The organism is Synechococcales cyanobacterium T60_A2020_003 (assembly GCA_015272205.1).
GTDB lineage: Bacteria > Cyanobacteriota > Cyanobacteriia > RECH01 > RECH01 > JACYMB01.
On record JACYMB010000040.1, the window covers coordinates 26241 to 46897 of the forward strand.

General features: G+C 51.0%; 23 protein-coding genes. 14 read left to right on the top strand and 9 right to left on the bottom strand.

What is annotated here, in order from left to right; genetic code table 11:
- The first annotated feature begins 190 nt into the window (after positions 1 to 190).
- The 10 genes from acpS to IGR76_02490 all read left to right on the top strand — a co-directional run bounded on the left by acpS (position 191) and on the right by IGR76_02490 (position 7249).
- The gene (gene acpS, locus IGR76_02445; GenBank protein MBF2077393.1) at positions 191 to 604 is read left to right on the top strand and encodes a holo-ACP synthase; all 414 of its coding nucleotides are present in this window, start codon (positions 191 to 193) and stop codon (positions 602 to 604) included.
- Between the two features lie 184 nt (positions 605 to 788).
- On the top strand, positions 789 to 986 hold the full coding sequence (locus IGR76_02450) for a PipX family protein (GenBank protein ID MBF2077394.1): 198 nt from the start codon (positions 789 to 791) through the stop codon (positions 984 to 986).
- Positions 987 to 1164: 178 nt separating this feature from the next.
- The gene (locus tag IGR76_02455) at positions 1165 to 1851 is read left to right on the top strand and encodes a YggS family pyridoxal phosphate-dependent enzyme (GenBank protein MBF2077395.1); all 687 of its coding nucleotides are present in this window, start codon (positions 1165 to 1167) and stop codon (positions 1849 to 1851) included.
- Between the two features lie 902 nt (positions 1852 to 2753).
- On the top strand, positions 2754 to 3350 hold the full coding sequence (locus tag IGR76_02460; GenBank protein MBF2077396.1) for a cell division protein SepF: 597 nt from the start codon (positions 2754 to 2756) through the stop codon (positions 3348 to 3350).
- 131 nt (positions 3351 to 3481) lie between these two features.
- Positions 3482 to 4285: a pyrroline-5-carboxylate reductase gene (gene proC / locus IGR76_02465; GenBank protein MBF2077397.1), complete on the top strand. Its 804-nt coding sequence runs from the start codon at positions 3482 to 3484 to the stop codon at positions 4283 to 4285.
- 137 nt (positions 4286 to 4422) lie between these two features.
- Entirely contained in the window at positions 4423 to 4716 is a 294-nt protein-coding gene (locus IGR76_02470; protein MBF2077398.1) for a hypothetical protein, read from the top strand.
- Between the two features lie 65 nt (positions 4717 to 4781).
- Positions 4782 to 5006: a protein kinase family protein gene (locus tag IGR76_02475; GenBank protein ID MBF2077399.1), complete on the top strand. Its 225-nt coding sequence runs from the start codon at positions 4782 to 4784 to the stop codon at positions 5004 to 5006.
- The gene (locus IGR76_02480) at positions 4978 to 5820 is read left to right on the top strand and encodes a GUN4 domain-containing protein (protein MBF2077400.1); all 843 of its coding nucleotides are present in this window, start codon (positions 4978 to 4980) and stop codon (positions 5818 to 5820) included. The genes IGR76_02475 and IGR76_02480 overlap by 29 nt, the downstream gene beginning before the upstream one ends.
- A 34-nt stretch (positions 5821 to 5854) precedes the next feature.
- Complete coding sequence (locus tag IGR76_02485) at positions 5855 to 6007, top strand: hypothetical protein (GenBank protein ID MBF2077401.1); 153 nt, start codon at positions 5855 to 5857, stop codon at positions 6005 to 6007.
- Positions 6008 to 6238: 231 nt separating this feature from the next.
- The gene (locus IGR76_02490) at positions 6239 to 7249 is read left to right on the top strand and encodes an ABC transporter permease (GenBank protein ID MBF2077402.1); all 1011 of its coding nucleotides are present in this window, start codon (positions 6239 to 6241) and stop codon (positions 7247 to 7249) included.
- 874 nt (positions 7250 to 8123) lie between these two features.
- Here the strand turns inward: IGR76_02490 and mutY are convergent.
- From mutY to efp, 7 genes are all read right to left on the bottom strand, one after another.
- The gene (mutY, locus tag IGR76_02495) at positions 8124 to 9224 is read right to left on the bottom strand and encodes an A/G-specific adenine glycosylase (protein ID MBF2077403.1); all 1101 of its coding nucleotides are present in this window, start codon (positions 9222 to 9224) and stop codon (positions 8124 to 8126) included.
- Between the two features lie 154 nt (positions 9225 to 9378).
- The gene (locus IGR76_02500; protein ID MBF2077404.1) at positions 9379 to 9732 is read right to left on the bottom strand and encodes a DUF760 domain-containing protein; all 354 of its coding nucleotides are present in this window, start codon (positions 9730 to 9732) and stop codon (positions 9379 to 9381) included.
- Positions 9733 to 9899: 167 nt separating this feature from the next.
- Positions 9900 to 11204 (bottom strand): type III glutamate--ammonia ligase, encoded by a 1305-nt coding sequence (gene glnT / locus IGR76_02505; protein ID MBF2077405.1) that lies wholly within the window; start codon positions 11202 to 11204, stop codon positions 9900 to 9902.
- 131 nt (positions 11205 to 11335) lie between these two features.
- Positions 11336 to 12349, bottom strand: a complete 1014-nt coding sequence (locus IGR76_02510) for an alpha/beta fold hydrolase (protein ID MBF2077406.1) — start codon at positions 12347 to 12349, stop codon at positions 11336 to 11338.
- Positions 12346 to 13308: a fatty acid desaturase family protein gene (locus tag IGR76_02515; protein MBF2077407.1), complete on the bottom strand. Its 963-nt coding sequence runs from the start codon at positions 13306 to 13308 to the stop codon at positions 12346 to 12348. The genes IGR76_02510 and IGR76_02515 overlap by 4 nt, the downstream gene beginning before the upstream one ends.
- Positions 13309 to 13576: 268 nt before the next feature.
- On the bottom strand, positions 13577 to 14116 hold the full coding sequence (gene accB / locus IGR76_02520) for an acetyl-CoA carboxylase biotin carboxyl carrier protein (protein MBF2077408.1): 540 nt from the start codon (positions 14114 to 14116) through the stop codon (positions 13577 to 13579).
- Between the two features lie 84 nt (positions 14117 to 14200).
- Positions 14201 to 14758, bottom strand: coding sequence for an elongation factor P (gene efp / locus IGR76_02525; GenBank protein ID MBF2077409.1), 558 nt, complete (start codon positions 14756 to 14758; stop codon positions 14201 to 14203).
- 160 nt (positions 14759 to 14918) lie between these two features.
- Between efp and IGR76_02530 the strand changes: the two genes are divergently transcribed.
- Together IGR76_02530 and IGR76_02535 are read left to right on the top strand one after the other, a co-directional pair.
- Complete coding sequence (locus IGR76_02530) at positions 14919 to 16037, top strand: peptidylprolyl isomerase (GenBank protein ID MBF2077410.1); 1119 nt, start codon at positions 14919 to 14921, stop codon at positions 16035 to 16037.
- A 22-nt stretch (positions 16038 to 16059) separates the two neighbouring features.
- A complete protein-coding gene (locus tag IGR76_02535) occupies positions 16060 to 17082 on the top strand; it encodes a thiamine-phosphate kinase (protein ID MBF2077411.1) in 1023 nt (340 codons plus the stop codon).
- On the opposite strand, the gene IGR76_02540 is transcribed toward IGR76_02535, so the two are convergent.
- Both IGR76_02540 and IGR76_02545 read right to left on the bottom strand, forming a co-directional pair.
- A complete protein-coding gene (locus IGR76_02540) occupies positions 17075 to 17419 on the bottom strand; it encodes a hypothetical protein (GenBank protein MBF2077412.1) in 345 nt (114 codons plus the stop codon). The genes IGR76_02535 and IGR76_02540 overlap by 8 nt on opposite strands.
- 89 nt (positions 17420 to 17508) lie before the next feature.
- Entirely contained in the window at positions 17509 to 18237 is a 729-nt protein-coding gene (locus IGR76_02545; GenBank protein MBF2077413.1) for a sigma-70 family RNA polymerase sigma factor, read from the bottom strand.
- Between the two features lie 544 nt (positions 18238 to 18781).
- On the opposite strand from IGR76_02545, the gene nuoH reads away from it, so the two are divergent.
- Positions 18782 to 19900, top strand: coding sequence for an NADH-quinone oxidoreductase subunit NuoH (gene nuoH / locus IGR76_02550; GenBank protein ID MBF2077414.1), 1119 nt, complete (start codon positions 18782 to 18784; stop codon positions 19898 to 19900).
- A gap of 127 nt (positions 19901 to 20027) precedes the next feature.
- A complete protein-coding gene (gene ndhI / locus IGR76_02555; protein MBF2077415.1) occupies positions 20028 to 20624 on the top strand; it encodes an NAD(P)H-quinone oxidoreductase subunit I in 597 nt (198 codons plus the stop codon).
- The last annotated feature ends 33 nt before the right edge of the window (positions 20625 to 20657 follow it).

Here is a 20657-nt window from a genome sequence, read left to right on the forward strand (position 1 = left end):
GATGGGATTTTGCTGATACAGTGCCGTTAAACTTAGATTTTTCAAAAAAGCGCGTTTTCGGGGAGCGAACACGGTAAGATTTGTCGTCAAAGAACTATGACATCTAGACTGTGGCGATCGCCAGTTCATCAGAGAGCAACAACACGCTTGGCAACACATTGAGTCTCTAACCCTAAATTCACAGAACATCTTGGACATTTCAATTGGAACGGACATTGTGTATATTCCCCGTATTCGGAGGGCTGTGGAACGTTTTGGTACTCACTTCTTGGCACGGGTGTATACCTCTACTGAACAACAGGGCTACAAAATAGCGCAACAGTCTGCTTCTCCTAAAGATCCGGCGATCGCCTACTTGGCAGGCCGCTGGGCCGCGAAGGAAGCCGTCGTGAAAGCCCTAGGGACAGGATGGACTGGGTTGAACTATACCGATGTCGAAATTGATCGGCAGCAAAACGGCGTCCCTCGGATTGTGCTGTACGGAACAGCAGCCACACGTCTCCAAGAACGAGGAGTCCCCCAGTGGAAACTGTCTATCAGCCATGATCAGGATTATGCGATCGCCTCTGCCCTTCTCATTGTTCACCCTCATCTCCAGTCGTGAGCAAGCTATGCATCCGCCGATAGTCGATTATTTCTCAGGTTGTGGACATCTTGGATCAGAAGCATCATCCTCAGAATCCATCACGAACATCCCCCTGTTATCCCAACATCGCTTCTTTAGTATTCTTTAGAGCACCTAGGGAATCCTTTTCCTCTCAGCCTTGATTTGTTCAACGGTTACCTACATGGCCACTGAAACTTACCTTAACCATCCCACCTTTGGGCTTCTCTACCGAGTTTGCCTGCTTGAGGAAAGTCGTGAACTGTTTACGACCCTATACGCCCAGCGACTGTTCTTTGTGGTGACCACCACAAGCGACGGGCTGCAATTTGATCCCGTTAGCCGTTCTGATGCGCGCATCCTTGTGGAAAGTCGGATGTGAACCCTGCGTCGAGAAGGGGCTTAGGAGTATGGAAAACTTCAAGATGTCCACCGACAGGCATTTCATTAAGGCTTGGAGTAACGGGTTCCATCGAATTCTGGGACGAGCCTCATAGATAATGAAGATAGATTGAGGTGACCTCTGCTTCAATTCTGTTGCTGAACCGATTAACAGTCTCATGAATTCTTCCTGGCCAACAACGTCTATTGCCGATCGAATCCATCACATTCGTCAAACAATCCCAGTCTCTGTCCGGCTCATCGCAGTCAGCAAACAAGTCTCTAGCGCTGCCATTCGCGCAGCCTACGATGCGGGTGTTCGCGACTTTGCCGAAAGTCGTATTCAAGAAGCGATCGCCAAACAAAACGACCTTTCTGACCTTCAGGATATAACGTGGCATTTTATTGGACATTTACAAACGAACAAAGTGGCGAAAGCGGTTCAGCATTTTCAGTGGATTCATTCCGTCGATAGCTTGAAACTAGCAGAATATCTTGATAGGTATTGCGATCGCGCTGATGATGCTCCCTATCTCTGCCTTCAAGTGAAAGTCTTGCCTGATCCAAATAAGTATGGTTGGTCGGTCGATGAACTGATGGCTGACTTGCCAAAGTTGGATGCATTGAAACATATCAGAGTGCGGGGACTGATGACGATCCTGCCCTATGGGTTAGAGGAGGCCACCATGCGCCGTGGATTTCAAGACACCCATGCCCTTGCGGAGCGAATTCGCCAACAGTCCTGGAAACGATTACAAATGCAGGAACTCTCGATGGGCATGTCGGATGACTACTCGCTGGCGATCGCCGCAGGAGCCACGATGATTCGGTTAGGGCGCACCTTATTTGGCGATCGCACAGCCTAACTCTTAATCTGAGGCGCAACGGCCTTGGTGCAGAACACGGCTACTTCTCCATAGAGTGCGCTTGATCCTTGACAAGACAATGGCTCTTTGGGGATTATTGTGTGTCGGCTGTGTGAGTGCCTATGCCACTAAATTGAAAACTAACTAAACGTAGTGGACAATAAATGAGTAAGGCACTACACTTAGCGTAGTTTCCCTGGAAACCATTTAGGTGTATCTCAGACTGAATCGACGACTCTCAGCGAGAGCAGCGATTGGTCTAGTGTTATGGGGAAAACCCTCGCCCAATTCGCCGTTATGGAGAAAAGTGAGCCAGGGAAGTTTCCCAACTATAGGTGTGAACGCTATATCAGTTCAAAGCACATTATAAGTGCAGCAGGATTGAAGTTTAACCCTTTATTTAGATGAGAGTGTTTGCACTAGAGCATGACTGACTTCTGTGAACTAATTTAAATGTTGTTCGTTAGGAATTACTGAATTCACTAATCATTTAATTGATGGCTAGCAACATTGCTTTACGTTTTAAGTTCATAGGCTGTAACAAAAACGGTTCAATCTTAAATGAACCTTAAGTCAATCTTTAGTACAACGTTTCCATTCCAAACTTTTGGAAATCTTTTGGAAATTTTTGTGCAACCTAAATTGAATATTGAATTTATGGAATTGATGTATACTGTGAGGTCAAATCATCTAAACTCAAATAGGGCATTACATCAGGGTGCATGTTTGAGTCTTAGGGACAAGTCTCAAATGTGAGGCTGCGTGGAGTTTTTAGTGTGTCTGCCCTAGATGAGTTTCATTGTGTGTGCAAGTCCTCTTCGTTCTCACCAGCCATTGTCTAGAAGATGGTGCATCCATTTTCTATGATTGTCTGTCGTATTAAGCGTAATGGAGCGTGAACAGTGAGCAATATATTCACCAAACTTCGGGATTTTGTAGGGCTGAACGACCCCGTTGAATACGAGTATGAGTATGACGAGGTAGATGGTGAGGACTACCAAAACATCTATCAAGAAGAGCAGGTGGCTCCTGTCCTTGATGATGAGCCTCGTCGTCGTCGTATTCGTGAGCGATCCACAATGATGTCTACTGAAATAGGAGCAGGTGCTGCGATGAGCAATGTGATTGGTATGCCCGGTGCGGCTGGCGGAATGTCCGAAGTGATGGTGATGGAGCCTCGCAGCTTCGAGGAGATGCCCCAAGCCATCCGTGCATTGCGTGAGCGTAAATCCGTTGTTTTGAACCTGACGATTATGGATCCTGATCAGGCCCAACGGGCTGTCGATTTTGTTGCTGGTGGTACCTATGCCATCGACGGTCATCAAGAGCGGATCGGCGAGAGTATTTTCCTCTTCACACCGAACTGTGTTCAGGTCAGCACTCAAGTAGGTGGCGTGATGGATCCCGCTATGCCTCAACCCGCAGTTCGGACGATGCGTCCGGCTACGGCTCCTGCCCCCTCTTGGGTTGCCGAGCAGCAAGTTCGTATGGCGCAATAGCAGAGTCTATTTAAACCTATTGTTGCTTTGCGATCGCGTTCTAACTCGTTCCAAAAACGATAACGGAGTTCGTTATTCGTTCGCTGCTTTAGACGCTAGTAAAAAAGTCTTTTTAGGAGACAAACGCTCAATTGGCAACGAAACTTGGAATCATTGGCGGCGGGGTAATGGGCGAAGCCCTGTTATCCCGTCTCCTTTTTAAGGGTACATATGCACCGACGGATGTCTTTGTTAGCGATCCGTCGGCAGATCGTCGTGAAACGCTGGCAAGTCAGTATCAGGTTCATGTGTCCGAACAGAACCAATCCGTTGTAGATGCAGCCGATGTTTTGTTGCTGGCCATCAAGCCTCAGCTCTTTGACGTAGTTATTCAGGCACTTGTTCGTCAAAACCCTCAGCAGCTTGTGCTTTCGATTTTGGCTGGCGTTCCCTTGGCGCGGTTGGAAAGCGCATTTCCCAATTATCCCGTTATTCGTGCGATGCCCAATACGCCAGCAACCGTGGGAGCCGGCATGACAGCGATCGCTGGCGGAACTCACACCCAACCGACTCACCTGGATCTCGCGATGCAGGTGTTTGGCGCAGTCGGAGAGGTGGTGGAAGTGCCAGAACGACTGATGGACGCCGTCACAGGACTTTCTGGATCGGGACCTGCCTACGTGGCGCTAATGGTAGAAGCCTTGGCGGATGGAGGAGTCGCGGCGGGTCTGCCACGGGCGATCGCCCAACAGCTTGCGTTACAAACCGTACTGGGAACGGCGGAGTTATTGAAAGCGTCAAACCTCCATCCCGCAGAACTCAAGGATCGAGTGACGAGTCCAGGGGGAACAACGATTGCCGGAGTTTCCCACCTGGAACGACAGGGGTTTCGCTCTGCATTGATAGAAGCGGTGAGGGCTGCGGCTATGCGATCGCAGGAATTGGGGCGATCGTAACAGAGCATCGAGAGTCTTGGCATGGGCAATGAGTTAATACTTGTTGTCCGCAGATAGTGACGGAGACTTTTCAGCTCCGCCTGGGTCACTTTATAGTCGTGTTGCTACTCTCTACGTGTATCTGGATCGTTTTTGGTATGGATATTAGCACTCTCCTCGTTCAACTGGCGATCGCCCTCGTCTGCGCAGGACTGGCAACGGTTTTGCTGCCACGACGCATTCCTGGAAAGTTGGCTGGATTAATTTTGATTGGTCTAGGTGGTGTATGGCTGGGCAGTTGGGCTGCCGAGCTATTTCGGCAACGCTTTGGTTTAGATCTGCCATTCCTGCATTGGGACTTTCAAGGGGTGCCGATCATTCCTTCTGTCTTGGGATCTACGGTGATTCTCTATGTGGTGACAACGCTTTTGAAGTGGGGGCATTACGAGTAGGTGACTTTGAGGCTTTGAGTAGTGGAAGGAGAACCGCTCAATGAGCAATCCGTAACAAGGGCAGGATGTCTCCAACGCAGGCTGTATCCTGTTTTCGAGAGCTGGCAGATGCGTTCCATACGCTGCACCAGAAAGGCTTAATTCATTGCGATGTTCATCCCGGTAACATTATTCTGCGTCCAGATGGCCAACCTATTTTGATTGACTTTGGTTCGGCAAAACTGTTGCAACCGGGGAGGTTTACGGTGACTACAACGGTCAATGAGGGTTTTGCCCCCTATGAACTATGAACAGGGAAATCAAGAGGCTGGCCCTCAGCCGACGCTGGATGTTTATGCTCTAGCGGCGACCCTGTACTACGCGGTGACTGGCCCAAAACCGCAAGCCTCGATGAACCGTAAAATGTTTGGCGATAAGCTTGAACCCCCCAAGCAATTGTGTAGCGAGATTCCCAACTGGCTAGATCGAGCGATTTGGCAGGGAATGGCCTTAGAGGCCGACGATCGACCTGCTTCGATGCAAGCCTGGGCTGGTTTACTGACGCCACCGCAGCCAAAGCCCCTGCCTCAACCTGTCTATTCTTCGCCTCAACCACGTCCCCAACCTGCACCGCAGCCATCAACCGTGTCCTCCACTCCTAATGGCTCTACCCTATCGAGGCAAGAGTTTCTGAGAGGAGTGGCATGGGGAGGGTTTGCCGGTCTTGGCTTGCTCACAGCTTTTGGCATTAGTCAGTTTTTCAAGAAGGAAACGCATGATCCAATATTGAGTTCAGATAATGCTCCCTCATCCGCAACGTCTACAGAAACAGGTTCACCTCAGTCGTTTCAAGCGGATTATGATCAGCTAGAGGAACTTTTGCAGGCAGGGCAATGGCAAGAGGCCGATCAAGCAACCTTGGATCTCATGCTGAAAATTGCGAATCGGGAGGAAGAAGGCTGGTTAGATATCGACAACATTGAGAATTTCCCCTGCGACGCTTTAGGGAAAATTGACCAGCTTTGGGTGAAAGCAAGCAATGGCCAGTCAAGCGAGGAAGACTTGTATGAAACCCATCGCACAAGCAAGATCATGTACTGGCGAGTCGGTGGATGTCGGCATTGATGTTCACAAACGAACTTATTCGATAGTGGCAAGGGTGAACCAACTGGAGGTAAAACGATGGACAACCGCAGCATCGCCTGAGAAGTTAGGACAGCAACTGCGTCAATTTTTTCCAGAGGCTGAGGTTTATAGCGCTTATGAAGCCGGGTTTTCGGGCTTTGGATTGCACCGAGAATTAGGGGGCTGAGTTGTTTGCTCAGATGCACTCTCTGATTGGTACGGCCAAGCGTCAGGGCATTTCTGCCTTCGATGCCATTTTGCGTGCCCTACCCTCATCTCAGACCGATTGGCTATTCAGTTGAGCTAATGACGATACAAATGGTAGGGACGATATCTACTAAACTACTAAACAAGATTTGCCAGTCCAACAGCCTCAAACCTTGACCCTCACAAGGGGGGGCAGTGCAAGTTTACATCCATGACTCGATATATTCTGAAACGCCTCCTGAACTTAATTCCAGTTCTCCTTGGGATCACCATGCTCGTGTTCCTATTTTTGCATTTGATCCCCGGTGATCCGGCCACCATCATGCTGGGCGATCGCGCCTCGGCAGACCAGGTCGAAACCCTACGCGAACGTATGGGACTCAACGAACCGCTGCCCTTGCAGTATGTAACGTTTTTAGGTAACTTGCTCCGTCTGGATTTGGGACGCAGTATCTTTACCGGATTCCCGATTATTGAAGAAATCAAAATTCGTTGGCCTGCGACGTTTGAACTGTCCTTAGCGGCCATGCTGCTGGCGATCGCCCTTGGCATTCCCTTGGGAGTGCTGGCGGCGGTTCGCAAAAACAGTATTTTAGACAACGTCCTGATGACGGGATCGCTGCTCGGCGTATCCATGCCCGTGTATTGGCTAGGGCTGTTGCTGGTCTATCTCTTTGCGGTCAATCTCCAATGGTTGCCCCCCAGTGGACGCATCAGCATTGAAGGCGGGATGCAGTTTCAGCCCATCACAGGGTTCTTTGTGCTAGATGCTCTGCTGCAAGGTAATATGCAGGCACTCAAAGACATCTTGGCGCATCTGACCTTACCCGCCCTTGCCCTCAGCACTATTCCACTTGCGATCCTGGCGCGAATTACCCGCAGTGCGATGTTGGACGTTCTCTCTCAGGACTACATCCGCACTGCACGGGCGAAGGGATTGCGGGAGTTTTGGGTGATTGGTAAACATGCGCTTAAAAATGCGATGCTCCCGGTGGTCACGGTGATTGGGCTGGAGTTTGGAACGTTGCTAGGGGGAGCGATTTTAACGGAAACGATTTTTGCATGGCCGGGGATCGGAACGTGGATCTATGACGGCATTCTGGCGCGAGATTATCCGGTTGTCCAGGGCGGAATTATCTTTGTGGCGATCGCCTTTGTGCTGATCAATCTGGTGGTGGATCTGTCCTATGCGCTTCTCGATCCACGGGTGCAGTTTAAGTGAGTGATTTTCATTTAATGACCGAGAACAATACGGTTATACACTGCTAGTGAACTCAGAGGAATGCCAATCGCCAATAGGCATAAGATTATTAGGCATAAGATTATAAGGTCTGCCATGGAAGTCGCCCAGCGTGGGGTTAGGATTAGTTCAACGATAGGTCGGTTAGTTTTAGGTGCCATCCCCCGCAGGAGTCATCCTCTAGGAGACATAAACACTCTCAATGCCTTGCCTACATGAACACTACACACACTCTGACGCAGAACTCCCGACAACGATAGCAGAGATTCACGAATTGATACGTATCGAAACGCTGTGAATCAATCCTGTAAACCTTTGATAACTGAAGGGACGATCGCCCCATGAGAATTGAGGGAGAACATCAACCAACCTCCATACTCCATCACTCTCCCTTTGTGACCTTTACAGTGCTACACCCCACATTCCGCCCTTTAGAGTGTCACATTGAGAATGTAAGCGCATAATTTTCTCAAGGTTGACGCCAAGGGGGTGCGGTATTAACAGCGATTTGGCGGGGGCTCACGAAACTCCATGATTTAATGGAAGGAGCGCAACTTGCCGCTAAAACCTAGGCTCAGCAAGTGTTTAGCCGATCTTTGCGTAAGGGATAGCCCGTTGGGAGAGGTCTAGGGAGAGGGTTGAAAAACGCTTGTGCACAAAAATCATACGTCCGTTCAGCAACGCCGAAAATTGCACCACTAGGGGGCGACGTGAACAAAAGTTGTACAACAGCTTTGAGTGACACTCTGTCAGGTCAAAATAAGGACGCTTAAAAATACTAGAGAGCCTGATTCTATTCCGTTTCAAGCTCTCTTTCTTACTTATCTTTGTTGCAAACTTTAATGAATAATCCAGGCTAACCTCCTTTCATAGGTTTGCCTGAGTCTGCCGCGATTTGTGATCTCTCCGCCAAAATTGCATCAATGATTTGGACATTGGCCTTGGGAAAGGCATACTCCCGCAAATCTGAGGGCTCAACCCAGCGCACTTCGTCGCATTCGATCGGTTGCGGGTCGCCGCTGAAATGCCGACAGTGATGGACATTTAGCGTCACTCGAAAATGGCTGTAAGCATGATCTACCACGATCAGGCGATCGCCCACCTCGATCTCAATCCCCAACTCTTCCTGAATTTCCCGCGCAATGCAGGTTTCAATCGTTTCATCCGGTTCCACCTTGCCCCCCGGAAACTCCCAGAGGCCGCCCAGCAAACCGTCCTGCTTGCGGCGATCGATCAAAATCTGGCCTTGATCATTCCAAATCACAGCAACGCCAATGATCTTGTGAGGCACGGGGGCACGGGTTTCAGCCATAGGAATCTCCTGTTGAACGTTCAAATTATACGCCTGACAGGGCGATCGCCAGGGACAGCGATCGCACACCGGAGTTTTCGGCAAACACACCGTTGCGCCCAAATCCATCAAGGCTTGATTAAAATCGCGGGGATGCTGTGGATCGAGAAGCTGATCGGAATGCTGCCAGAGCAGAGATAGCGCTTTGTTGGGTGGGCGATCGAGGGCAATGAGTCGCGCCAAAACCCGTTTGACATTGCCATCCAGGATCGAGAGGGCCTGATTGAAGGCCGAACTGAGAATGCCGCCTGCGGTCGTGCGTCCAATGCCCGGTAGCGCTAAGATAGCATCAAGATCGGTTGGAAACTGTCCGTTATGCTCTGAAACAATGATTTGTGCGGCTTTGTGCAGGTTTCGCGCCCGTGCATAATAGCCCAAACCTTCCCAGGCTTTGAGGACGCTTTGCTGATCGGCGGCGGCTAAGGCATTTATGGTCGGAAAAGTCGCCAACCAGCGCTCGTAATAGGGTAAAACCGTTTTGACCTGGGTTTGTTGCAGCATAATTTCCGAAACCCAGATAGCGTAGGGATTACGGGTTTCTCGCCAGGGTAGAGTGCGCCCCTCACGGCTATACCAATCAAGGAGCGATCGCCGCAGTTGATCCAAATTCGTCTCGGTCCATCGAGGAAAACGCTCTGTCACGCTTGAGCCATCCGTAATTCACCGCTTTCCATAGTAAAACCCGATGACTCCTTTACTGGAACCATCGGGTCTGCTGAATCATGACAAAACTCAAAACCGTTACACGTACCGCACTTCCTTACTCTGCGTCTGTGCCTTCAGCGCCTGCAGAATCAAACATCTGAAACGTCTTCTCAAACTGCATCCGCTGTTCGACGTTGCGGAGGAAGTACCCATTCATCATCGCCGACGCGATCAACCGACCAAGCTGTTCGCGGCTGGTTGTGATCGTCACTCCAAAACCTTCAGGAGGCAGGCTTCCCAACATCCCGATAATGTTGTGCTCCATCACCTGAGCTACTTCAGAAGATTCGGGCTTGGAGAGATGGGCGATCGCCTCTGGACTCATGGACTGTACGTACTGCCAAAGAGAGTTCGCGGATTCACCCTCTCGACCAAGAAAACCTAAATTTTGTTTCGATGGGGTATTCACGTTGGGAACCTCGTTCGAGTGGAAAACTACGTTGTTTCTGACTTATCCCTACAGTAACAACTGGGTTCACCAATCCTGAATGGGGCGAACCGAACCCCAATGGAGGGATCGGCACACTTCAAGGATCCTAGTTTGGAACCGTCGGGCGATCGCGCAGAGCAATATCCTCAACAGTCCAGCGTATTTTCCACTTCCCAAGAGGAAATATGGGCACTGTATTCATTCCAAACCTGGTGTTTCAACTTCAAATAGGCGTTGGTGAAAGAGTATCCGAGCGCATTAGGTAGAATGTCATTTGCCTCTAAGCATCGCAACGCATCCAAAAGATTGGGGGGAAGCTTGCGAACCGTGTCCGGCACTCCGTCTACATAGCTATTCGTGTCGTACCGGGGGCCAGGATCGCGTTTTTGGGTAATTCCGTCGAGTCCAGCCGCAATTAATGCCGCAGGCAATAGGTAGGGATTCACCGCACTATCGGGTAGCCGAAACTCAAATCGGCCTGGGTCGGGAATGCGAATGGCGTGGGTACGGTTGTTGCCGCTGTAGCTGACGCTGCTGGGCGACCAGGTTGCCCCAGAGTAGGTGACGGGGGCGTTGATGCGCTTGTAGGAGTTGATGGTGGGATTGGTAATGGCGCAGAGGGCTTCGGCAGAATGCAGCACACCACCGATGAAGTGATAGGCCAGGGAGGATAGCCCTAACTCACCATTCGGATCATGAAAGAGATTCGTTTGGCCGTCGGTGTCCCATACGGAGATGTGGGTGTGGCAACCGTTTCCGGTGAGGTGGGCGAAGGGTTTAGGCATAAAGGTGGCGCGGAGACCGTGCTTTTCGGCGATCGCCTTCACCATGTACTTAAAGAACGCATGGCGATCGGCAGTCACTAGGGCATCGTCATACATCCAGTTCATTTCAAACTGACCGTTGGCGTCTTCGTGGTCGTTTTGGTAGGCTCCCCACCCTAGGGTCAGCATCACATCGCAGATCTCGCGGATCACGTCATAGCGACGCATCAACGCTTGCTGGTCGTAGCAGGGCTTACTCTGGCGATCGCGCCCGTCCGAAATTGTAGAACCATCGGGAGAGATCAGAAAATACTCGCACTCGACTCCGGTTTTGACCCGATAGCCTAACTCTGCGGCCTGAGCGATCGCCCGTTTCAGTACCAGTCGCGGCGTTTGCTCTAAGGGTTGACCATCAATGCTGTAGAGATCGGCAGGCATCCAGGCGACATCGGGTTGCCAGGGCAGTTGACAGAGGCATTCTGGATCAGGGATAGCGAGAATGTCTGGATCGGCAGGAGTCATGTCTAACCAGGCGGCAAATCCGGCAAATCCCGCACCGTTGGCTGCCATAGTGTCAATGCTTTCGGCAGGAACTAGCTTAGAGCGCTGTACCCCAAACAGATCGGTGAAGGAGATTAGAAAATAACGGATGCCTTGTTCGCGGGCAATGTCAGAAAGGGTGGTCATAGGTAATGGGAGAACGAAAACAGTAATGGCGATCGCAAGTAAGCATCGCTACCTTACACATTTGGGGTGTCCCCTTTGGTGGCGTAGGACACTGCTTTGGACATCCCTTCAGTGCTAGTCCGCCATGGAATCTAGCCAACCAGCAAATCTTGAACTGCTTGTCGGATAAAGGTTTCGTCTTCGGGATTTTGATAAGGATTCCCAGCCCGATGTCCCCAGATTGAGGGAATAACCCGATATTCAGCATGGGGAATCAGCCTCGCTTCGGCTTGGCAATCGTCGGGGGTGAAGTAGAGATCGGTGGCGGCAGGCATCACCAGGGTTTTGGCTTGGATAGAGGACATCGCCCGCAGGTAGTCGCCCTGATAGGTGGGATTGTTGCTGACATCGCACCGGAGCCAGATGTCAATCATGGCCAGAAGATTGTGGGGGTCGCGTTTGCGATAGTTAACCTCCCATCCCCGCAATAGGTAATCCTCCAGCGAGGAAAAGCCAAGGGGACGATAGAGTTCTTCGCGGTAGTAGGCTTGGGATGCCGCCCAACTGGCATAGATTAGCGCAAAGGCATGGAAGCCCCGATCGGGAACGCCCTCAAAGCGATCGCCCGTCCAGGCTGGATCGGCAGTGAGCGCGGCTCGCAGACTTTTCAGAAAGATCCGGTTGTGGTCGGTGGTTTTGGCGGTTCCGCACAGCGCCGCAATCCGGTGTACCCGATCGGGATAGAGTGCGCCCCAGTGATACGCCTGCTGTGCCCCCATCGACCAGCCGTAGACAAGCGCTAGTTCCTCAATTCCAAAGACTTCGCGCAGCAGGTGCTCTTGGGCGCGGACGTTATCGAAATGGGTGACGTAGACCCCCGACTGCGCCAAACAGTAGGCATCGCAGTTACTCGGCGAACTGGATAGACCGTTGCCAAACATATTGGGAATAATGATGAACCACTGGGTGGGGTCGAGAATTCGGTTCTCCCCAATCAGCCATTCAATATCGGGATGCTGCGCTCCGTAGGAGGTGGGATAGAGGATCACATTGGAGCGATCGCCCTTCAATTCCCCATAGGTCTGATACACCAGACGTGCTTCCGGAAAAACAACTCCACACTGAAGCGCAAAATCTCGCAGCACAAAGGGTTGTGGTTCTCTCATTCCGTCTCTGATCCAAATGCACTAACAATCGCCTGATTCACCTGAGTATAGCCCTGTCCGATGTGGACGAGATGAGGGGCAAGGGACTGATGGGCGATCGCCAACGCATGGAACGGAATCGACGGATAGAGGTGGTGTTCCGCATGGTAGGGCATATTCCACATCAGGAACCGGAGCGGAAAGAGCGTATGGGTGGTGCGGGTATTGGTAAGCGGATTCTCATCCTGGGTACAGCCTGTATGTTCGGCCAGCAGCACAAAGCGCAGAATAGGCTGACCAATGGCTAGGGGTAAGAGCCAGTAGAGAAAAACGAATTCTGGATGACCGAAAGCGGTGGACAGGGCGATCGCCCCAGCATAGGTCAGTAACTGGAGGCGGGTAGAGCGAATCACTTCCGCATAGGCACTTTCGGAAATGAAATAGAACGCCTGAAGTTGGCCTGTCGCGACCTTGAAGTGGGTTTTGATTTTGCCGATCCACCAGGGAATGCCGCTGAGTTGGAATAGATAGTCGCCCATCGTTTGGGGAAGGGGATCATCCCGTTCGGGATCTTTGCCGGGAATCTGGGTATAGCGATGGTGCCACTTGTGATAGCGACGAAAAAAAGCGCTGTTGTAGAACGAGAGCAATCCGGCACACCAGCCTACTATTTCGTTCAGCTTCTGATTACGAAAGGCGGTGCGGTGGCTGCACTCATGCATGGGGGCAAACATAGAGGCAAAGCTGAAGCCGTAGACAACTAGGGCTGGCAACGCAATCCACAAGGTCTCTCGCTGAGTCGCCCATAGATAGCCACTCACACCCATGACAAAGAGATGCCCTGCGAGATGCATGAGCCCTTTTACGTTAGAGCGCTCGTTGAGCTGATTAAGTGTGGCGTTGGAAAAGAGGTGGTGCGGATTGGGCGTCTGGGTTTGGCTGGTTGGTTGATCTGCTGAATGAATGACATCCCCTAGCATGGGAATTCAACTCCTGAATGCTTTTTAGCTGAATTTTAAAGTCTCAGGCGATTTCTTGAGTCAAGCGACCTTGACTACACTTGTTATAACAAGTCGAGTGGGGCTACTTTGTATGATTCAATACCCAAAACAAAGTCGAGGTTTGAGTTACACACCCAAACCTCAAAGCCAGTATTCGCATTACCCCAACAGTCAAGACTTGCTGCTGTTTATTACCGTTATGGCTTCAGGCTTTCGAGTCATCCACACGGACAGAGCCTCTTTCTAGCTAGTTGGGTTTCACCCGCATCAGCACCTGACCGTATTCTACAGGCTCAGCGTTTTGAACCAAAATCTCGATAATTTCACCTGAGACTTCCGCTTCAAGTTCGTTCATCAACTTCATCGCTTCAATAATGCAAACTGTCTGCCCTATCTGGATGCGATCGCCCACATTCACGTACGCAGGTTCATCCGGGGCCGGGGCGCGGTAAAAAGTGCCCACCATCGGTGAGTGAATCTCTAAGTACTTCGTTTCCGACGATGGTGGAGCTGATGACGGAGCTGTCGAGCCAGAACTTGCGGCGGGAGGAGGACTGGTTGGGGCGATCGCGTCACTCGGTGCAGCGCTGGGCATGGCAGGATAAGAAGGCGGTGCCGCAGCACTCCCAGGTTTGCTGATCGGTAGCTGAGCTGGTGTTGACTCCGCAACCCAGGTTCCCTTGCGTAGGGTCAACTCAAAGTCATCACTTTTGAGCGTGAGTTCCGCAACATCTGTCTGATTTAAAACCGTAAGCAGTTCGCGAAGTTCTTCAAAATCAAATTTCACAGCTGACAAGCCCGTTAAATCATGGTCATATCACTAGCGGGTTGGATGTACACAGCCGCACCTCCAACCCGCGATCGCCCAGTCTTACTCTCGTCCGAGATAGCTATCGGAGCGAGTATCAATCCGAATTTTTTCGCCAATGGAAATGAACAAAGGCACCATGACCTGCGCACCTGTTTCTACAATGGCGGGCTTTGTCCCACCCGTTGCGGTGTCACCCTTCACGCCCGGATCCGTCTCAGTCACTTCCAGCGTAACGGAGTTCGGCAATTCCACCTCAATGACCTGATCGTTCCAGCGGACGATGTTCACTTCCATCCCCTCTTTCAGGTACTTAACGCCGCTTCCAATCTGGTTTGCGTTCAACCGTCCTTCCTCGTAGGTTTCCATGTCCATGAAGACATAGTCTTCGCCATCTTTGTAGGTGTGCTGCATCACGCTCTTTTCAATGACAGCCTGAGGAACCGTTTCACCCGCCCGGAACGTGCGCTCGACCACGCTTCCGGTTTGAGCATTTTTCAGCTTCGTTCGGACAAAGGCTGATCCTTTACCAGGCTTTACATGAAGAAACTCCACCACCTTCCAAACAGAGCCATCTAACTCGATGCTGACACCGGGACGAAAGTCATTACTGGAAATCATGAATCTTGCTGTTGAGGGATAACAATCGGCAATTTATTTTACCCTCAACCGGGGAACTCGCAGCACGAGTTTTCACACCAGCTTAATCAACCGGGGTGTCCAGCCTGTGGCAAGATTAAACATGGGTTTGCAGATTATTTGTTGAAATTTTTCTTTACTAATGATTGATACTGCGCAACGCCGAAACCGCTTCAGTCTTTTATCCCTCCTGGCAATCGCGAGTGCCTTTGTGGTGAGTTGGTTAGGGTGGATGAGTCCTGCTCCTGCGGATGTTCTGATCAGCGGCCTTCCCCCTGGAAATGCCATTACAGATGGTAAAGCCTTGCTCCGATATGCTCTACCCATCGACAACAAATCCGTTCGCGATTTGCAAGGTACGATTGAGCAAATTTCTGAAGCCTTGCGTGCCCGACGTCGCCTCAGTGTTGTGAATACAAATTTACTACAAGCCGAACGAATTCTAGACCGAGCAGAAACGTTGCTGTTACCCAGCGTTGTACCCAGCAAAGTTGACGATGCCAATGCTCTCATCGATCAGATGAAAGCGAAAATTTTGACCATGCGTGAAGCTATTGACGCTCAGGATAAAGAAACCATTTGGCTTGGGCGTGGTGAATTACTGGATCTGATTGGGCTTCTAGAAGAAGACATGGTGCAAGGCTTCCCCTTTGAGGTGCCTGAGGAGTATAGCAATCTGCCCCAGCTTAAGGGTCGGGCAACCATTGCTATGGAAACGACCCAAGGGTCAATGGAAATGGTTGTGGATGGCTATAATGCGCCAGTTACGGCGGGCAACTTTGTCGATCTCGTTCAGCGTAAGTTCTACGATGGCTTGCCGTTTATCCGCACTGAAGATTTCTACGTGGCGCAGGTCGGCGACCCACCGGGGCCAGAGGATGGATTTGTTGACCCGAAGACGGGAGAATACCGGGCGATTCCCTTAGAAGTGATGGTTGAGGGGGATTCTGTACCGACTTACGGCATTACCTTAGAGGATGCGGGACGTTATCTAGATAAGCCAGTGCTGCCCTTCTCAGCCTACGGTGCGTTGGGGATGGCACGTCCGGGTGATGATCCGAATGGCGGATCTTCCCAGTTCTTCTTCTTCCTGTTTGAACCAGAGTTGACCCCCGCAGGGCTGAATCTACTGGACGGACGCTACTCTATCTTTGGCTACGTCACGAGCGGTAAAGATACCTTAGGGAAGATTCACGAGGGCGATCGCATTCTGTCGGCCAAGGTGATCAAAGGCGCAGAGAATCTCGTGCAGCCATCCTAGCCCCCTAGAACTTCAGAATCCTATGGTGCTTGTTCGGGAGTTGGGTGAGCATGGGCTACTCCAACTCCTGTTTCAATACTGCCCCGCTTCGATCGTGGGGGACGATGCTGCCCTGCTGGCGATCGCCCCTTCGCAGTCGTTGGTGGTGACTACCGATCTCCTGGTTGATGGCGTTCACTTCAGTATTGGTCATGCAACCCCCAATCTTTACACCACCTCCCCGGCAGATGCAGGATGGCGAGCTGCTGCTGCTAATTTATCCGATTTAGCCGCGATGGGTGCGTCGCCCCTGGGAATCACCGTTGGCCTAGGATTGCCGGGTGATTTGCCCGTAGACGTGGTCGAGGGATTTTACATCGGAATGTTCAATTGCCTGACCCTCTACGGCACACCCATTGTAGGAGGGGATGTCTGCCGCTCACCCACGCTGACCGTAGCGATTAGCGCCTTGGGTCAGGTGGAGCCAGTCTATGCCATCCGGCGATCGCACGCCCAACCTGGCGATGTGATTGTGGCGACGGGTGTTCATGGTGCATCGCGGGCAGGACTGGAGCTATTAATGAATCCCGAACGTCAGGGCGATCTTATCGCTTCAGAGGTTCAGACGTTAGTTCAGGCTCACCAACGACCCCGTCCGCGTCTGGATGTGATTCCCGATCTGCACCGGGCGATCGCCCAAACTGGCGCAGACTTTCGAGTAGCAGGCATGGATAGTAGTGACGGATTGGCGGATGCCGTCTTACAGATCTGTCAGGCTAGCCAAGTGGGAGCCATCCTCGATCGCGATCGCCTCCCGATGCCCGATTGTTTTTCGGATTGGCTATCCACGGAACAAGCCCTAGACTGGACGCTTTACGGTGGGGAAGATTTTGAGTTGGTGCTTTGTGTACCGGAATCCGTGGCGATCGCTCTTTGTGCGGAGCAGCCTGATCTTTTTCCCATTGGGCACATCACAGCAGAGCGGGAGATCATCGTGCGCGATCGCGCCCAGGTCAATCCGGATATCTACCTTTCCGAGAAAAAGCGATTCCAGCATTTTAGCTAGAGCCAGTACCGTCAACGGATGGAGCGATCGCCTCTGGATTAACCACCCCTGTTTGTGCTAGAAGCTCAAGCACCTGTTCTGCGGAAATCAAACGCTTCAACATCACCTGACCAATAGAGGTTTGTCGGTTTGCGGCGGCAACCGGATCGGGTCTGACCTCTAGCATCAGCACCACATCTTCCACCCGATGCAGCCAAAGGCGCTCGCTATTTTCGGTGATGCAGATGTTCATCCGATAGATTTCAGGACTCCGCCGCCACGCAGCATCATCCCATAAACCATTGGTTCCCCAGACCCGTCCTATCGTCCAGTCTTCGGTCAAGAAAAAGTACTTCACAGTCGTTCCAAGCGTGATAACAACTCTGTAACTTATTTACGCACGAGTATCGCCGAAACCGAGCCGCTTTCTAAAATTATGAGCCAGAATCAAGGCTGTTCAAAGCTAGGTGGCGAAAATAACGCGTCCATATCCTGCTCAAGATCCAAGGGATCTTCGGCTTCCGATGGACGTAAGGGGCGATCGCCCAAGTAAATTTCGCGAATATCATCCGGCAAAAGCTGCTGAAGCTGTTGATAGCCCTCTGCAAGATGGTGCTTAATTTCTGAGATTGATAACTGTTCCCCTTCCGCTTGAAGATAGGCGGCAATTCGAGTCTCACTCCAGTGAAAGGTGTAGGACATCAGTACCACCAACCGCTGAGTCGGATCTAGCTGCTCCAATGCCTGTTCCACATAGCACCAGAGCGGCGGCGATGCATGCTGCAGCGAATAATGGATTGACTCAACCGGAGGCAACTCAGAGCGATTGATGCACAATGCTGTGATGTTAATGATCCAGCTTTGAAGGGTCATTTTGCGGGTTGAGGCATTGGGATCAGAAACGGCCTGTTGAGCCACGGCCCGCAAATCTAGTCCACCCAGCTCGTGATACATGTGTCGCCACGTGGTCGCAAAGAGATATTCGGCCTGGACGGGCGATCGCACCGAATGCTGAATCAGACTGTACACCAACGCACTATAACGACAAAAAATGGCTGTAAAGTACTGACCAGACTCCGGTTGCCGTTGAAACAGCGTCAGTAAGTCCTGATCACTGTAGTGAAACAGCGACGTGATCAGCGGATGGCTACATTCAGGAAAATTCGGGACTTGCACAGGATTTAGCCAGACGTTAGCGGGGCAATGGTTGAACTAGAGAAGTCGTAGTGGATGTAGTACACCCTGACGATTCTACACGCCGAAATCAGGAAACCTAGAAAATTTACATCAAGATTACAACAGTTCACCAGATCTGACGCATCCACCAGTGAGCATGAGCCTCGATATCGAATGCGCAATGCCTGGACGCCGATAACCTCCGCTGATGGTTGGCATAGACTCTAGGTGATACTAATCCCGCCTAACGTCAAATGGCACGGACTAAAGGCCCTAAATTGAGCCAATGTTTAGTGAATCTTATCGGAACTCCCAGAACTTCTTTCGTTAGCGATCGAGAATTGTCAATCCATGCAGCGATATACTGAGACAGTGCACAGGTGAAAATTCTTAACACTTAGAGCTATTGGATTTGAAAAGAGCTATTGGATTTGAAAACAGTAGTTTTTAGATAATCAGGCTCATCGGGTTTCACCTCTTCTTTCAGTTCAGCCCTGCACAGCAGGTTGAATGTCATGCCCTATCTAGTCCTCGTCAAACGGTTATGAACTCAGGGATAGACTTACAACAAAGCTTTATTGAATTGCTGATGCAGCTTGGGCTTCCCGCTGGAGTCGCAAAGCTCATCTGGATTCCCTTCCCCTTACTTCTGATGCTGATTGGAGCCACGGTTGGTGTATTGGTGACCACCTGGCTTGAACGAAAGATTTCAGCAGCAGCACAGCAGCGAATCGGTCCTGAGTATGCTGGTCCCCTAGGGTTCCTCATTCCGGTTGCTGATGGACTGAAGCTCCTCGTTAAGGAAGACATCGTACCCGCGAAATCCGATCGATGGTTGTTTACCTTGGGGCCTGTAATTGTGGTGGTTCCGGTGTTTTTGTCCTACATTGTGGTGCCTTTTGGACAAAATATCCTGATCACAGATCTGAATGTTGGCATTTTTCTATGGATTGCCCTATCTAGCATCGCGCCTATTGGTCTACTGATGTCGGGCTATGCGTCTAATAACAAGTACTCTCTTCTGGGAGGCTTACGGGCTGCGGCTCAGTCCATCAGTTATGAAATTCCGTTAGCTTTGTCTGTCTTGGCGATTGTGCTCATGTCTAATTCATTGAACACCGTTGATATCGTTGATCAGCAGTCTGGATATGGAATTTTGGGCTGGAATATCTGGCGACAGCCTGTGGGTTTCATTATTTTCTGGATTGCAGCGTTGGCAGAATGTGAGCGTTTGCCCTTTGACTTGCCCGAAGCTGAGGAAGAACTTGTGGCAGGTTACCAAACGGAGTACGCGGGGATGAAGTTTGCCCTGTTCTACTTGGGTTCCTATGTTAACCTGGTTTTATCGTCCCTCTTGTTTGCCGTGCTGTATTTGGGGGGCTGGGAGTTTCCCATTCCGGTGGAGTTCATTTCCAATAGTCTGGGTCTAAGTGAAGCAACGCCTGGGTTGCAGGTCATCACTGGAGCCCTTGGTATTGTGATGACGATTCTCAAAGCTTATTTGCTGGTCTTCCTGGCGATTCTGCTGCGCTGGACTGTACCCCGGGTTCGGATTGACCAGTTATTGAACTTGGGATGGAAGTTCTTGCTGCCTGTATCTCTGGTTAACTTATTGGTAACTGCAGCGTTGAAACTCACATTCCCCGTTGCCTTTGGTGGATAGGGTGAATGCGTGTTGAACCGTAGTTCAGCAAACTGGGCGATCGCCCCACCTGTTTAAGTGATCTAAATTAAGCCAATTAACCGATTCTCGATTCCCCATTAATGTTCTGAGGAGAACCGAAAATATGTTGAAGTTCCTCAAGCAAGTGAGCGACTACACCAAAGAAGCTGTCCAAGCTGCAAAGTACATTGGTCAGGGACTTTCCGTCACCTTCGACCACATGCAGCGTCGTCCCATCACGGTGCATTACCCCTACGAAAAGCTGATTCCGTCAGAGCGCTATCGTGGCCGTATTCACTTCGAGTTTGATAAGTGTATCTCCTGCGAAGTTTGTGTGCGCGTGTGCCCCATTAACTTGCCCGTCGTAGACTGGGAATTCAACAAGGAAACGAAGAAGAAGAAGCTGAACCACTACAGCATCGACTTCGGAGTCTGTATCTTTTGTGGGAACTGTGTGGAGTACTGCCCAACCAACTGCCTCTCTATGACGGAAGAGTACGAACTGGCTGCTTTCGATCGCCACGAGTTGAATTACGACAACGTTGCCCTAGGACGCTTGCCCTACAAGGTCACGCAAGATCCAATGGTGACTCCACTGCGAGAACTGGCCTATCTGCCGAAAGGTGTGATGGATCCCCATGATCTGCCTGCCGGATCTCAGCGTGCTGGGAAGACTCCAGAGGAAATCCTGGAAGCAATGGAAAGCAGCGCTACTAAATCATAGGGACGCATTTTAGCAAGTCGCGCAAAGGGCTAC